Source organism: Photobacterium sp. Ph5 (assembly GCF_022129445.1).
Lineage (GTDB): Bacteria > Pseudomonadota > Gammaproteobacteria > Enterobacterales > Vibrionaceae > Photobacterium.
Genome location: NZ_JADQAQ010000022.1, coordinates 1 through 14686 on the forward strand (window position 1 = coordinate 1; position 14686 = coordinate 14686).

The window sequence follows — 14686 nt, forward strand, 5'->3', positions numbered from 1 at the left end:
ACTCGTGACCTCAACCTTGGCAAGGTTGCGCTCTACCAACTGAGCTAGTGTCGCATTATATTCTCACAAGAGAATGGAGGCGCGTCCCGGAGTCGAACCGAGGTACACGGATTTGCAATCCGCTGCATAGCCACTCTGCCAACGCGCCATTTTATTCTACCGAGAAGTGAGTTGCTCATCGGTATGGGGTGCATTCTACGTAATGTAGCTTTTGAGTCAATACTATTTTTTAAAAAATAATGCTAAGCGATTATTTTACAACCAAATTATACAGTTCAGCCTGCGGTTTAGTCATCATGAGATGTAAAAACATCATTACGCTACATCATATCTCGCATTGCTGCTGCTGGTATCACTGCTCTAGAATGGTTCTGTACTTTTAACGTCAACTCTTTCCCGAGATTCAGTGCATAGCGAATACTTTTGCCACTGATCCTTCCGGCAAGATATCCTGCAATAAACGCATTATCAGCAATATAATCAGCTGGCTGTCCTATTGATTGGATCACAGATATCTTCATCGATGTCTGAGGGGCTTTAAGATCACTAATAGGATAGTCCCTATATTGCTTAATGATCAATTCACAACAATTTGAATGACTATAACGTTCAATAAGACCAAGGCTTGAACCCCAAATTCGTTGCTCATCTTTAATCTCAATGAAAGCAATATCTATGTAAGGTAATAACTGACATATCCAGTATCTAGCTTGCTGTGGTGTCCACATATGAGGACGATATCGATTATCAAAATAGACTTTTCCACCATCTATTTTATATTTTTCTAGCAGTACCAATAACGTTGCTTTTGCTTCATCAGTTAATAATGCAAAACTCACAGCACTAATATAAATAGCATGATAATTATATTGACTTAATGCGACTTCAAGCGGTGATGACTCTATTGAAAAGTAATAACGAGCAGCATTATCTTTATTCCAAAAGTGACGATAACAATGCCCACCTCGATCTGTCTCTATATAGCAAAGATCAGGGAATTTAGTCGAAAGATACCGAACTAAACTTGTATCAATACCTTCTTGATGCCAGCTTGCTAATAGTGATAGCGATAACTTATCAGTTCCTACAGCGGTAGCGTAACTCACAGAAATAGCTCGAGACTGCCCAAGCCGAGACAAATACAATGCAGTATTGGGTACATCTCCACCATACGATGCATACTTAGTTGTGTTATTTATTTCAACAAGCGCTTCACCAAAGAAAACAATTCTCACACTGATACCCCATCGTCAGATATCTAAGATTATGCTTCCATTCATACTTATCGTTATGTCGTTTATTAAAGCCTAATACAAATACAACAAATATTGATAATACAATCATCTAGATTTTAAATATTTTCAGCTCATTATATGGAATAAACGTAATCTTCCTCATTGATAAAAATATATAATTAGAGCAAAGGCATTTCTGTCTCATTATTTCAAAGAAACACCTTAAATATGAGCAATTATCAGTGCTGTTTTTTGTAGGTAAGATCTCATCTTGATATATTTGTATTGCAGCACCTAGTACACAAGGTATGATATTTATTCGTTATTACGTTGTTTAACTAAGGGATTTAGTTTACATGGAAGTGTTAGATTTTATTCAAGCAATTTTATTTGGTCTCGGCGTTCTGCTTTTTGCAATGTCTGCCGGTTTTGCTGTTTCATTCCTAACAGTAAAACATGATGAGGTTGACGATGTATCTGAAAGCAAAATTGAAGCGAGTTTTTTCTCTGGTGCATGCCTTATCGGTAGTGGTTTTATCGCTTATCTCTTGATGTAATTCAATTTTCAGAATAATTTTACTCATCTTTAACGCTTGTACCCGTGACAAGCGTTTAATTCCTATTCCGTATGCTTTACCCTCATTTATACGTTAAACTTTCATCTATCTATTGCTCAATAGCTGTCTTAACTTTTAATAAGCAATAGAATATTGAATAGAATAATGCCAACTAAATATTTGCCTTAAATAACGGAAGATGTAATGGAAGCGGAACAAATAGAAATTCTAAATTTTATCTCACAATATCCGCCTTTTGATACTTTGCCAGAAGAGCAACTTCATCATCTTGCTACTGAAATTGAAGTCGCTTATCACCGTGCGAATACTATGATATTAAATACTGGCGATAGCATTCATGATCTGTTTTTAATCCGAAGTGGTGCTGTTGAAATATACCGCCGTAAAGGTGAACTCTACAACCGTCTTGATGAAGGTGATATTTTCGGTCAAATGGGCTTGTTAATGAACAACCGAGTCCGAATGCCAGCAAAGGCGCTTGAAGATACTCTGCTCTACTGTATTCCCAATAATCTGTTTATTGAGCTGTGTGATAAATACGATAGCTTTGCTGATTTTGTTGAAGTAGAAGATGGTGCCCGTTTACGTCATGCTGTATCAAGTCAGCATGATGAAAATGATCTCACCACATCAAAGCTAAGGACTTTAATCACTCGTGATGCCGTCATTATTGATCAAAATGAAACCATTCAAACAGCAGCACAAACAATGGCTGAAGAAGGCGTTTCTGCATTATTGCTCAGTGACAGTAATGCTACTGATGACGATGATGATAACGATTATGTCACTGGTATTATTACCGATAGAGATTTGTGCACTCGAGTATTAGCTGAAGGTGTTTCAACCTCGAACCCTGTTTCCTCTGTCATGACTGCAGAACCAATAACACTCGATCATAATGCTTATGTATTTGAAGCGATGTTGACCATGCTACGCTATAACATCCATCATTTACCGGTGCTTAGAAATAAACAACCTGTGGGGGTGATTAGTGTTTCTGATATTGTTCGTTATGAATCTCAAAATAGCTTACTGCTAGTAAGTAGTATTTATCAGCAGCAGTCTGTTGAAGAACTGATCCAATTATCAGCTCAAGTTAAAGACTGCTTTGTGCGTATGGTTAATGAAGATGCTAATTCGCATATGATTGGTAGTGCAATGGCAGAAATTGGTCGTAGTTTTAAACAGCGTTTATTAGAGTTAGCAGAAGAAAAATTAGGTCCCCCCCCTATCCAATACTGTTTCTTAGCCCTAGGCTCTATGGCTAGAGATGAACAGTTAATTGTTACAGACCAAGATAATGCCATTATTCTCGATAATTCCTTCGATCATGATAAGCATAATGCGTACTTTGAAGCTCTCGCGACTTTTGTTTGTGATGGCCTTGCTGCATGTGGTTATAGCTATTGTACTGGTGGTATTATGGCGACTAACCCTGAATGGCGTAAAACACGTCATGAATGGGAGCAATGCTTTGCTGATTGGATCGATAATCCAAAACCTCAAGCGCTATTAAATAGCTCTATCTTTTTTGACTTAGGTGGTGTTTGGGGAAGATTACGTTGGGCTAAACAACTTAATGGTTTTATTGTTCGTCGTGCTCGTAATAGCCCACGCTTTTTAGCTTGTCTTGCCCGTAATGCGATAAATCGCACCCCACCATTAGGTTTCTTTAAAGATTTCGTGATGGAAAAAGATGGGCGTCATAATAACTCAATTAATCTCAAACGCCGCGGCACAGCGCCATTAGCTGATTTAATCCGTGTGCATGCCCTTGCGGTAGGATCTCGTTCACAAAATTCATTAGAACGTTTAGACGATATTATTGAAAGTGGGATTTTACCACCAGGACGTGCACAAGATCTTCGTGATGCTATGGAATATATTTCATTAGTGCGTATTCGCCACCAAGCGCTTGATGTCGAAGAAGGACAAGAGCCCGATAATAGTATTGAGCCTGAAAATATGTCTGATTTTGAACGTCGTAATCTTAAAGATGCTTTTCAAATTTTAAGTAAAGCCCAAAACTTCGTGAAATATCGCTACCAAGCGACACGATAAGGGTAACTAAGTATGTTTAGAGAAGCATTTAAAAAAGCATCATCAGCACACTTTATTCGTAATACTCCTATTGTGGATTGGCAAAAGAAGTTTACAGAACTTGCCCATGATGCAAACGATCAACGCATTAAACAATATTATCAGCATGGTATTTTTAATGGCGATACCCCATTAAAAGAAATTGAATTTGTTGCTTTAGACTTTGAAACAACAGGGCTTAATGCTAATAAAGATGACATCATTAGTGTTGGGCTTGTTCCCTTCACCATTAATCGTATTTTTTGCAAACAATCACAACATTGGGTAGTAAAGCCAAAAGCAAAATTGGATGAAGATTCAGTTATTATTCACGGTATTACACACTCCGATGTTCAAACTGCACCAGATATACGTCGAATTTTAGAAGCTGTATTAGATTCTTTAGCTGGAAAAGTCGTCGTTGTGCATTACAAAGCCATTGAGCGACAGTTTATGGATAAAGCATTAAGAGTGCGATTAAACGAAGGTATTCAGTTTCCAGTTGTTGATACATTAGCCCTTGAGGCACATATCCAAAATCAGCAATACAGTGGTATATGGGCTCGATTAAAGGGAAAAAAACCAGGATCTGTTCGATTAGGAAAATGTAGAATTCGATATGGATTGCCTGCTTACCAGCCCCATCATGCATTAACAGATGCATTAGCAACCGCTGAGTTATTACAAGCGCAAATTGCCTATCACCTCACCCCTGATACGCCAATTAATCAAATTTGGGAGTAAAAAAACCGCAGTATGAATACTGCGGTTTTCATTATCATTGACGTCTAGATAACCATATACAATTACTTGTATTTCTCTGTTCTAAAGCCAAGTAATAAGCTTACGCACATCAACAATAATATAATAGTGAAAGGCAGTGCCGTTGAAATAGTACCCGCTTGAAGCGCTTGAATAGCCTGAGTACCACCAACCCATAGTAATGCAATGGCGATTAAACCTTCGATAACAGCCCAAAATACACGTTGTGCTACAGGGTTATCAACTTTACCGCCTGCAGTAATACTATCAATAACCAAAGACCCTGAATCTGATGACGTGATAAAGAACACCAATACAAGACAAACGGCAATCACAGATAAGATAGTACCAAATGGTAGTGCATCAAACATCTGGAACATTGCCAGTGGTACTTCAGTAATACCATTTTGACCTAAAGACCCAATACCATCCATCACTTGGTGAATCGCTTGACCACCAAATACTGACATCCAAATAGTTGTAACCACTGTAGGAACAATTAAGACTGCAATTAAGAATTCACGAACAGTACGACCTTTTGAAATACGCGCAATAAATGAGCCTACAAATGGCGACCATGAAATCCACCATGCCCAGTATACAATTGTCCAACCGTGCAACCAGGCTTGGTCTGTACGTCCATATGGATTACTTAGCGAAATGAAATTCTCTACATATCCCATAATTGTTGTTGGGATCGTATGCATAGAAACAGCAAAACCAACAGCACCAACGAAAACAAGAAGCACTAATGCCACCAGCATATTGATATTACTTAGCAATTTAACACCAGAATCAATACCTTGTGCTACTGAGTAAATGGCAATTAAAGTAACAACAACAATAATACCAATCTGTAACCCTAAACCACCGTGTGTACCAAACACATGATTAATACCACTTGCCGCTTGTTGAGCGCCAAGCCCTAATGATGTTGCTAGGCCAAATAACGTCGCAAGCACAGCGAGGATATCAACAATATGTCCAGCCCAGCCCCAAGTACGATCACCAAGGATAGGATAAAACACAGATCGAATAGAAAGAGGTAAGCCTTTATTATAAGCAAAAAATGCCATTGAAAGAGCTACAACGCCATAAATAGCCCATGGGTGTAAACCCCAGTGATACATAGTTGCACCCATTGCAACTTTAAAGGCTTCTGGCGTTTCAGGTGTTACGTTTAGCGGCGTTGAACCACCCCAACCGGTATAATAAGCTGTTGGTTCTGCAACACTCCAAAACATTAAACCAATACCCATACCTGCGGCAAAAAGCATTGATAACCAAGATAAGGTTGAATGTTCAGATTCAGCTTCTTTACCACCAAGTCGAATTCGACCATAAGGAGAAATGATGAGGCCTAAACAGAAGATAACGAAGAAATTACCAGCCAAAAGAAACATGGTATCGAATTTATTAACGATAGCATTTTTGACACTATCTAACGCTGCTTTTGCTGTTGCAGGATCGCTAATAAGAATTGCAGCTAAAAAGAGAACAATTAATCCTGCACTAACGCCAAATACCGCATTATGGACATCAAAGCCCCATTTTTGGACATTATCTTGTCCAATCGTATAATCGGTATTATTAATACTATATTTATCGTGCTTACTCATTTATTAAGTCCCGTTATGATTACAACTCAAACCAACAATACTTAGTCCTGTAAATAAAATTTGAGCCGCAATATATAACCATTTGATCATTATAACTGTCAATAGATAGCTTAATCGTCTAAAAACAATTCATTTATTATAAAAAAACAACCCATCCCATAAAAAATAGTGATAACAGTAAAAAATTTAGTGGCACTTTACATTGTGCTCTAATCACTACCCTATCTACTTTAGACTGTTTTTTTATCATTGACGGATAAATATAGAATTATCATTGCCGTTCTGTTTTTCTTTCGATTCATAAGCTTATAACTTAAGCTATAATTTATAAAACATTCAATCATCAACGTTATGTTACTCCTGTAAATAACTTCCTATTATTAATCACTACATAAGTTAGCAAAATAAAAATAGAGATTGAAAAATACCGATTAAGTAGAAATAGTCTGCGACTTCGTAATGCTATTTATCAATAATGTGAGAATATTTGCTTAAAAAAATAATCCAATGCTGTTTTTTTATACATACTACAATTAAAACACCCCCTCACTACGCGAAGTCTAAATGAATATGAGTACAACCTTTTTTACATGCAATCCCTGGTTGATCGCTTTTTTCAGGGGGAACTAAAAATAATGATTGCCCACATTCATTGCACTTAACCACTTTACCTTGCATGACTTTTTTAATAATAGCTTGTTGGTCACCAAACGATCGTTTAGCCTGTTTATTTAATTGAGAAAAATCGAGCTTCATAATACTGACTCTAATACATGGATATTCATAGATATAAAAAAGGGCTTTTCAGCCCATTTTTATAATTCAAAATCATCAAATTCTGTTGCTTCTACTTGACGCTCTAAAAAAGCAACTAAGTCATCATGACCACCGATATATTTACCATCTAAGATAATTTGAGGTACTGTGCGAACCGTTAGCCCTGTTTTTTGCTCAATAAAATCAACCATCACTAATTTTGATAAGTTTTTCCCCAAAACAAGTGTTGTATAGTCGATGCCACGATCATCAAGTAATACTTTTGCTTTTACACAAAACGGACAATTCGGCTGTGTGATTACTAAATTGTCGTATTGCTCAAGCTGTTCGATCGTTACATTTTTTGCTTCAGTCATAACAATGCCACTTCTTTATATGATATTAGTGAGTCAAGATAATTGAAACTTGCGTGAGAGTAAAACATCTACTTCACACCTGTTTACTATCTAAACAATATGTAATTTTAGTTGCATTGTTCATTTTCTATTCGCAATTACCCACTATAACCAAAAGAATAGAACTTACACTTTAACAATAAACACATAAGCCACTGTTTTATAAAATAAAAACCAATGACTCAAAAAAAATAGCATCGTATAAAAGTTAACAAATTTTAACCTTTAGCATGTTGATCATTCATCCAAAATAGATGATATTGAATACCTCATTACCGTTACCTGTTTACCAATTCCTTTTATATTCAGACACTAGCAACGGACAATCAAAAGCATCAAAACAAACAATAATAAAACGCTTTTTACACGGAATTTAACTACTCTGTAATCACAGAGTTAAGGAGAAAGTTGTGGATATCATCACTACCCCTACCCCACATACATATAATAAAGGTGAGCTAACTCAGTTGCTTGATATTGCTCGTAATGCTATTCAAGACCACTTTTCAGACCATACTATTGATGCACCTAGCCTTAATCACTACACCCGAAAGATGCAACAACATGCTGCATGCTTTGTCACTTTAGAAGTAAATAATGAACTCCAAGGATCTATGGGGACAACTATCGCTTCGCGCCCATTAGTCATTGAAGTACACAATAAAGCGATTGCTAGTGCATATGAGGATCGTCGCTTTATGCCTCTTTCTGAAGAGCAACTTGATCAATTAACAATTGAGGTCGAAGTATTATCACCACTTGAAACACTGGCAATTAACTCTCATCAAGCCTTGGTTGAACATTTACACGCATTCCAAAGCCAACAAGGTATCATGTTAATTGATCGCTACACACAAACAATAATGCTGCCAAGTGCGTGGCGCAGAGGGTTGACACCAGAGCATTTTGTACAACAATTAAAACAAAAAGCAGGTTGGTCACCTACCTACTGGTCTCCTAATATGATTGTTAAAACCTTTACCACCTGCGCACTTAAAGAAAAATACGCCAAAATTCGTAGTAAATATTTCTAATAGCCAAAGCAAGCAGCAGTAATGACTGTTGTTTGCTTATTCAGAACTTTTCAGTACTTTCTTCATCATATTTAGCCCATACTGTTTCAATCTTAATCAACTTTTATATGGATGAATAACTTATGGTTGCAATTTTACGTATATTTTTACTGAGTTCGTTAGTCATATTGACCTTAAATGGATGTAACAGCACGCCGAAAGTTGAGAAAAATGGTTGGGTAAAAATCGCCACAAAAACGGCTAATTTCAAAAATGAAGAAGATATTATTAATCTAAATACTGTTTTCTCTTCTCATAAATACGATGCGATTAAACTAACCTGCATTCAAGGTATCGTAAATATTAAAGATATTAATGTGGGGTATAGCGATGGTAAAACACAAACATTGCAAACACTAGGTGTCCTTACCACCGATAGTTCGACACGCCCTTTGATTCTAAATACCAAAGAACAAAAAATTAACAAGATCACCTTAAGTTATAATAGTTTAGGTAGCACTGCATTAAATGTTGCCGGTATGACTAAAAAAGCAAAAATTGAAATATGGGCTCGTAAGCCAAAAGAAACAAATTAATATCCCCTCATCAAATAGAATGAAGGTGAAAGATCAGGTTACTTGTATAAGTCACGAGACCTTTCACCTTTTATTTTTGCTATTTTGCTATTAAGCCATACGGTATACGTTTGAATATTTGAGGATGTCGACTTAACGTAGGTGCTAAATGCGTTCCTTTCCAATCTAGTAGCATTATCGCAAGCACATTTCTATGCTCTCCAGAGACTAAATCCATATCCCCCGTTACTGATGGGATCATTCCTTGTTGTGTATTTATTGCTTGCTGAATAACGTTGCGCGTTTTAGCTACTATAGGATCGGCGTCTAACCCTGCAAGTAAAAAGTTAATCCCAACCTCAGCAATAACATCTTCTTTTGTTTCGTTAATAATCTTATCTATATTTTTACGATAATAATCAAAAATCCATTGATAATCTTTTTCATGGATCGGCAGTTGATAATATTTTGATGCCGCAAAAATAATATGAGTTAACCCATAAATTTTATTATTGTACTGCTGAGAAGATAATTGATTGTCTTGACTGTCAGGATAGGTTTCACGAAAAGCAGTAATAAATTCATTCACAACTTCTTGTTCACCAAGTTGTCTTAGCCAGTAAACTTGGTTTGCAAGTTGTGCAGCCCAAGCTCGAATCATTTCAGGATCAGTAACGTATTTTTTAAAATCATAACGGCGGAGAGTTTTTCTTAATTGCGTATCATTTTGATGTTTCAAACCATATTCATCGGCTCGCGCCATTGAACCTAGCAACCCAACGCCCAAATATACGTATTCAGGCATCATTTGAGTTGCTTTATATCGACGTTGGCTACGTTCTTTAGGTGATGTTTTATAATTAGCTAATCGTATTACACTGTATTGATGTACTTGCTCAGGTGTTACAACTTCTGTCGAATAGCGATTTAAGTTACTCGCGACTCGTGCCATATCCTGCCATATCGCTGCTGCGTATTTAGGATCTAACGACTGTCGATACATACGTAAGCCGTAATGCCCCGCAGTAAAGGCTGGAAATGTATATAACTTAGGCTCAAACGTTTGGCGGATCTGATCAGCACTTTGTTGATATGACAGATTAAGTTGTAAGCTATTTGCCGCAACAGACCAAAAAAACAAAAGACTAAAAAACCAATAGCGACTCAATACCAAACGCATAATGACTAACACCTGAAGTAATAACGAGCATGAAGAGTAACATTATGCATTACTACCTCGATTAACTTTTGCATCTTAGTCGTTGATAATTAAAATTTGCCAACATGATCACATCGTCATCTAATCTACAAGATGAATATCAACCCACACCATTCGATGATCTGATCCTGCAGCAGGTTTTTCTCTACCTTTACAATCTAGAATAAGTTCACGTAATGGGTCATGTTTATCAGGCCAAAAAACACCGGTCTTTATCACTTCTACATTTTTAGATGGCAACACATAATCTAACCTTAATCCGGCTAAATGCGTCCATTCACTTTTACGCCCTTTACGTTTTTGCCAAGGGTAATAATGCTTCGCGCCTTCACTTTTAGGCGTCTGTTTACCACAACTTACGGTTGTATTGATTTTATCGTGTTTCAGTAAGTGTTTAATCGCGTCTTTAAATCCATCGCCATCATCAATATCAGCATTTAAGTCTCCCATCACAATAAAAGTATCATCACGTTTTAATCCACCTGTTTGATCATTGTCATCAACTAAATATGACGCATTATTAATAATATCAATTAATAGTCGGATTTCATCATGATTACGTTTTGCATTTCGACGTTCATTTCCATCAAACACTGGAGGGGTTGGATGACAGCACAATAAATTAATTGCTTTACCTTCAACGACAACAGGTACAACAACATGATTTTTAGAAGATAAACGTAATATATCCTGCGCTTTTTTTGAATAATAATCACCAGGCATCAAGTTATTCGGCATATCCTTCCAAAGAAAATGCTGCCATGTGCGAATATTATCTTTTTGTAATGGGTATTTAGATAAAATAACAAAGCCAAAATGACCATGAAATTCACCGAAGCCTTGGGCATCTTCTGGTAACGTGCATACACCATCACCGTTTAGATCTATTTCGGTTATTAGTCCGGTATTGGATGAAGGACAATAGCTATAAGGGTAATCGATCGCAGATTGTTGATATTGAGAATGAGATAAATAATGCTGAGAAAAATTATCAAGGCTGCCATCATCGCCCCCGTTACCAGGGTGATCAAATTCACACAGTAACAAAACATCAGCATTAACATGTTGGATAATAGCAGCGAGTCGCTGAAATCTTTTATTAGTTAAACCCGATGTTTGCTGAAAAATACGCCCTTGTTCCGGCTCAGACATCGCGACATTAAACATTGCCACACGTAAGGATTGTTTTGTTTCTAAAACGGTTGGTAAAAAATCTGCCACACGTTATCTCATTATTAATAAATAGAAAGTGGCATTGTAATCATCCAACCCATGTTTACAAATACAAACCATACGTAACTTAATTTTCGCAAATAGAAACTTGATTAAGACGATTTAACTAATGTATCTATCGCCAATCGGATCTGCTTTGCATCATACCCAGCTTGATACTTCATCGATCCTAGGTTATCTAATGCTAATTTAAAATGTACTCGACTTAGCCCATTTTGATGCTTCAGCCAATGACTAACTTCTGTTAAAAAAAAAGATGGGCGCATATGTGCAGCATGATACAAACGTCCGAGCCAAAACAAATCCCATTCGCTGTCACAGAGAACCAGTTCATATTGCCCGAGAATTGTATTCAAATGCTGGCATACATCAATGACTTGCATCCCCTGCTTTTCGAGCATTGAACGAGAGATCTTATGTATATTGCGTTGAACCTCTTGATCCCAATGAGACCATTTATCAGATGCTGATAACGGATTAATTAACATACTATTACTTGTGCCGTCAGGTAATGAATAACCAACCTCTATAGGGTAAGAATGTTCTGACAAACCTGATGCTTCAAAATCGACGATTGCCCACATTACACACTCCCTGTCTCTATATTTATGTTGTTAATCATTACCGTCCTTGCTATGACAACAACGATTTAACAAATATTTAAAATTGCTAACTTATTACTTTTTTAACTTTAGACCGTCTCCCTTAGTGCAACAAAATTTCATCACGAAAGATTACTTTTAAGACACACCGTATATGAGTAATAAGAAGACTACTTTTATTAATCGTTATTAAATACAGAAGCATCACTGCATTTAAGTCATATTTAACGATATAATTACGAGCACTATATTCTGACCTAAAAATGACTATGATTACTTCTCCCACTCCTCTTATTGGCTTTGCGGGCTTTAGTGGCTCAGGAAAAACAACGTTATTAGAAAAGGTAATACCATTACTCAAACAACGTGGTATTCGATTAGGCTTAATAAAACATAGTCATCATGACATTGAACCTGATGTACCAGGTAAAGACTCTTATCGATTACGTCATGCGGGTTGTGGTCAAACCTTACTAGCAACGAAATCACGTCACATGCTTTATTTTGAATACCCAGAAGATGAGCGTAAAGATCCTGAACTCAATGACTGCTTAGCTCAGCTTGATCATAGCAAACTTGATCTTGTCTTGATTGAAGGGTTCAGAGAGCAACCCTTTCCTAAAATTGAAATTCACCGTCCGTCTTATAATAAGCCTTTGTTATACCCTAATGATCCATACGTCATGGCGTTGGCTACCGACGACGATACTCAGGTATGTCCACTTCCACTATTGGACATTAATGATCCCGATGCTATTGCACAATTTATTCTTACTTGGTTAGGAAAAGGTTGTGATTAATAGCTATTCCCTATTTTGTCCACAATGTGGCAAACAATACTTATCCCGAGCTTCGAATAAACAATTTACTTGCAGCGCCTGTGATTTTACTTATTTCCACAACCCAGCAGCTGCTGTCATGGTAGCACTGTCATATAAAGATGAATTATTGATAGCGATAAGAAGTAGAAATCCAGGATTAGGATTATGGGATTTACCAGGGGGATTTGTTGACCCTGATGAATCATTAGAGCAAGCAGCGATACGGGAAATACAAGAAGAACTCAACTTAACGCTTACTGATTTCACATATCAAGGCTCATTCAGTAATACGTATTGCTACAAAAATATTGAATATAAAACCTGTGATAGCTTTTTTAGTCATCAACTTACACATAAGCCAAAGTTAGTCGCGCAAGATGATGTAGCTGAAATCATGTGGGTAAAGAAATGCGACATCAAATTAGAACATTTTGCTTTTCTCTCAACAAAACGTGCTGTTAAGTTATGGTTGAATAATCACTAATGTATAGAGTAAAAAGTATCAGCTAACGCCTGCTAATACTTTTTACTTAATGATTTACAAAAGATAATTAATTATTCAATGGTCGTTTACGGGAAAATATCATAACGCCAAGTCGACCATTCACTTGATATGAAAGCGCCAATTTACCTGCAAAATAAGTAAATTGACTTACTCCGCCTAATTGCTCTAAATATCGCTGTTGTTGCTCTGTGGCGAAAGGATTATTACACTGTTTTTCAGTCACCGAAGTATGTTGTTCAAGTACATTAATAAACCCCGGACGCGGCTCTGATTTAACGGTAACCGTATAATTATTACACGCAACTGAACCGGTAAAGTGCCCATTAATATAACGTAATCGAATGTCGTTTTCGGCACTCACCGGATCGCCATAACGCCAGCTTTCTAGTCTCCATTCAGTATTAGATAAAATATCTGGGGTTAAACGAACAATTTTTCGTGTGTTCGGCTCTTCTACTAATTGATTATTACCATCTAAATGCCATACATGTTGAACAACATCACCAGGACAACAAGCTGAATCGTTTTTACCCGGCTGAATAACATCTAAAATAATTTTCTTATTCAATATTTTTAGATCTTTAACACGAAAACGATCACCAACAAACTGAGTCGCAATATTTTTTAAATGGCCACTTTCTTTGTCAACAACAGCTATATACAAATATTGCCCTGTTCCACCCGGTGAGTAATTTAATAAAACCACTGCCATTTTATTATTACTTTCCGTCAGTGAACCCACAGCTTTAATATCATCAAGCAGTATGACTTGTGGCATGACTGAACCACCAGGTTGATACGGTTCTCCTGCCCATAAACCATGCTGTAATTTAATGGGTGTACCAATATCTTCAATACCGTTATAGCGAGCATCTTTTAAATCATGAAAACTGTATGTGGCAAGTGGTGCCAGAATAGTGGCATTAATAGCGGTAAGGTTATCTAAGCGAGAGTGATAAGTTGACACTAAACAACGTTGAGCATCAGATTGATGTAAACAACCTTTTCTTGTTTCTAACCAGTTTTTCTGTGTTTCCTTTATTACAGAAGCTTCACTTACCATAGACTGGGTTAAAACTTGCTGATACATCTCTAACATCTGCTTATGTAACAGTGATAATTTAGGATCTTTACAAATTAACATATCAACATTAGAGGTCGCGGAATGGCAGTATGAGCCATCATTATTTGCAGCCATCAGCGTTGTACTGAATGTCGCGATAGCTCCTACAAATAAGAGCACCAAACATCTCATTTTCATTCCTCTATTTCC

15 protein-coding genes and 1 tRNA gene are annotated in these 14686 nt (G+C 36.9%); 7 read left to right on the top strand and 9 right to left on the bottom strand.

What is annotated here, in order from left to right; translation table 11 throughout:
* Positions 1-74 precede the first annotated feature (74 nt).
* Together I3259_RS10285 and I3259_RS10290 are read right to left on the bottom strand one after the other, a co-directional pair.
* A tRNA-Cys gene (locus tag I3259_RS10285) sits at positions 75-148 on the bottom strand.
* Between the two features lie 172 nt (positions 149-320).
* Positions 321-1235, bottom strand: coding sequence for a PfkB family carbohydrate kinase (locus I3259_RS10290; protein WP_238029527.1), 915 nt, complete (start codon positions 1233-1235; stop codon positions 321-323).
* Positions 1236-1591: 356 nt separating this feature from the next.
* Between I3259_RS10290 and I3259_RS10295 the strand changes: the two genes are divergently transcribed.
* The 3 genes from I3259_RS10295 to I3259_RS10305 all read left to right on the top strand — a co-directional run bounded on the left by I3259_RS10295 (position 1592) and on the right by I3259_RS10305 (position 4636).
* Positions 1592-1792: a hypothetical protein gene (locus I3259_RS10295; protein ID WP_238029528.1), complete on the top strand. Its 201-nt coding sequence runs from the start codon at positions 1592-1594 to the stop codon at positions 1790-1792.
* Between the two features lie 204 nt (positions 1793-1996).
* A complete protein-coding gene (locus tag I3259_RS10300) occupies positions 1997-3874 on the top strand; it encodes a DUF294 nucleotidyltransferase-like domain-containing protein (protein ID WP_238029529.1) in 1878 nt (625 codons plus the stop codon).
* Positions 3875-3886: 12 nt separating this feature from the next.
* The gene (locus I3259_RS10305) at positions 3887-4636 is read left to right on the top strand and encodes a 3'-5' exonuclease (RefSeq protein WP_238029530.1); all 750 of its coding nucleotides are present in this window, start codon (positions 3887-3889) and stop codon (positions 4634-4636) included.
* Between the two features lie 62 nt (positions 4637-4698).
* Here the strand turns inward: I3259_RS10305 and I3259_RS10310 are convergent, their stop codons facing one another.
* The 3 genes from I3259_RS10310 to I3259_RS10320 form a co-directional block, all read right to left on the bottom strand.
* A complete protein-coding gene (locus I3259_RS10310; protein ID WP_238029531.1) occupies positions 4699-6273 on the bottom strand; it encodes a BCCT family transporter in 1575 nt (524 codons plus the stop codon).
* 549 nt (positions 6274-6822) lie between these two features.
* The gene (locus I3259_RS10315) at positions 6823-7029 is read right to left on the bottom strand and encodes a hypothetical protein (RefSeq protein WP_238029532.1); all 207 of its coding nucleotides are present in this window, start codon (positions 7027-7029) and stop codon (positions 6823-6825) included.
* A gap of 59 nt (positions 7030-7088) precedes the next feature.
* Entirely contained in the window at positions 7089-7406 is a 318-nt protein-coding gene (locus I3259_RS10320) for a glutaredoxin domain-containing protein (RefSeq protein ID WP_238029533.1), read from the bottom strand.
* A gap of 449 nt (positions 7407-7855) precedes the next feature.
* Between I3259_RS10320 and amrA the strand changes: the two genes are divergently transcribed.
* Positions 7856-8479, top strand: coding sequence for an AmmeMemoRadiSam system protein A (amrA, locus tag I3259_RS10325; protein WP_238029534.1), 624 nt, complete (start codon positions 7856-7858; stop codon positions 8477-8479).
* A 122-nt stretch (positions 8480-8601) separates the two neighbouring features.
* On the top strand, positions 8602-9054 hold the full coding sequence (locus tag I3259_RS10330; RefSeq protein ID WP_238029535.1) for a hypothetical protein: 453 nt from the start codon (positions 8602-8604) through the stop codon (positions 9052-9054).
* A gap of 79 nt (positions 9055-9133) precedes the next feature.
* Here the strand turns inward: I3259_RS10330 and I3259_RS10335 are convergent, their stop codons facing one another.
* From I3259_RS10335 to I3259_RS10345, 3 genes are all read right to left on the bottom strand, one after another.
* On the bottom strand, positions 9134-10213 hold the full coding sequence (locus tag I3259_RS10335) for a DUF3541 domain-containing protein (protein WP_238029536.1): 1080 nt from the start codon (positions 10211-10213) through the stop codon (positions 9134-9136).
* Between the two features lie 120 nt (positions 10214-10333).
* Positions 10334-11473, bottom strand: coding sequence for an endonuclease/exonuclease/phosphatase family protein (locus tag I3259_RS10340; RefSeq protein WP_238029537.1), 1140 nt, complete (start codon positions 11471-11473; stop codon positions 10334-10336).
* Between the two features lie 104 nt (positions 11474-11577).
* The gene (locus I3259_RS10345) at positions 11578-12069 is read right to left on the bottom strand and encodes a hypothetical protein (protein WP_238029538.1); all 492 of its coding nucleotides are present in this window, start codon (positions 12067-12069) and stop codon (positions 11578-11580) included.
* 287 nt (positions 12070-12356) lie between these two features.
* Here I3259_RS10345 and mobB point away from each other — a divergent pair, with 287 nt between their 5' ends.
* A complete protein-coding gene (gene mobB, locus I3259_RS10350) occupies positions 12357-12887 on the top strand; it encodes a molybdopterin-guanine dinucleotide biosynthesis protein B (protein WP_238029572.1) in 531 nt (176 codons plus the stop codon).
* On the top strand, positions 12880-13392 hold the full coding sequence (locus I3259_RS10355) for an NUDIX domain-containing protein (RefSeq protein ID WP_238029539.1): 513 nt from the start codon (positions 12880-12882) through the stop codon (positions 13390-13392). Before mobB ends, I3259_RS10355 begins: the two co-directional genes overlap by 8 nt.
* A 67-nt stretch (positions 13393-13459) precedes the next feature.
* Here I3259_RS10355 and I3259_RS10360 read toward each other — a convergent pair whose 3' ends face one another.
* Positions 13460-14656, bottom strand: coding sequence for an META domain-containing protein (locus I3259_RS10360; RefSeq protein ID WP_238029540.1), 1197 nt, complete (start codon positions 14654-14656; stop codon positions 13460-13462).
* Positions 14657-14686 lie beyond the last annotated feature (30 nt).

Bases quoted from the DNA above. Each gene is read 5' to 3' on its own strand.
- I3259_RS10295 (WP_238029528.1), top strand. From the start codon at position 1,592: ATGGAAGTGTTAGATTTTATTCAAGCAATTTTATTTGGTCTCGGCGTT.
- I3259_RS10300 (WP_238029529.1), top strand. From the start codon at position 1,997: ATGGAAGCGGAACAAATAGAAATTCTAAATTTTATCTCACAATATCCG.
- I3259_RS10305 (WP_238029530.1), top strand. From the start codon at position 3,887: ATGTTTAGAGAAGCATTTAAAAAAGCATCATCAGCACACTTTATTCGT.
- I3259_RS10310 (WP_238029531.1), bottom strand. From the start codon at position 6,273: ATGAGTAAGCACGATAAATATAGTATTAATAATACCGATTATACGATT.
- I3259_RS10315 (WP_238029532.1), bottom strand. From the start codon at position 7,029: ATGAAGCTCGATTTTTCTCAATTAAATAAACAGGCTAAACGATCGTTT.
- I3259_RS10320 (WP_238029533.1), bottom strand. From the start codon at position 7,406: ATGACTGAAGCAAAAAATGTAACGATCGAACAGCTTGAGCAATACGAC.
- I3259_RS10330 (WP_238029535.1), top strand. From the start codon at position 8,602: ATGGTTGCAATTTTACGTATATTTTTACTGAGTTCGTTAGTCATATTG.
- I3259_RS10335 (WP_238029536.1), bottom strand. From the start codon at position 10,213: ATGCGTTTGGTATTGAGTCGCTATTGGTTTTTTAGTCTTTTGTTTTTT.
- I3259_RS10345 (WP_238029538.1), bottom strand. From the start codon at position 12,069: ATGTGGGCAATCGTCGATTTTGAAGCATCAGGTTTGTCAGAACATTCT.
- mobB (WP_238029572.1), top strand. From the start codon at position 12,357: ATGATTACTTCTCCCACTCCTCTTATTGGCTTTGCGGGCTTTAGTGGC.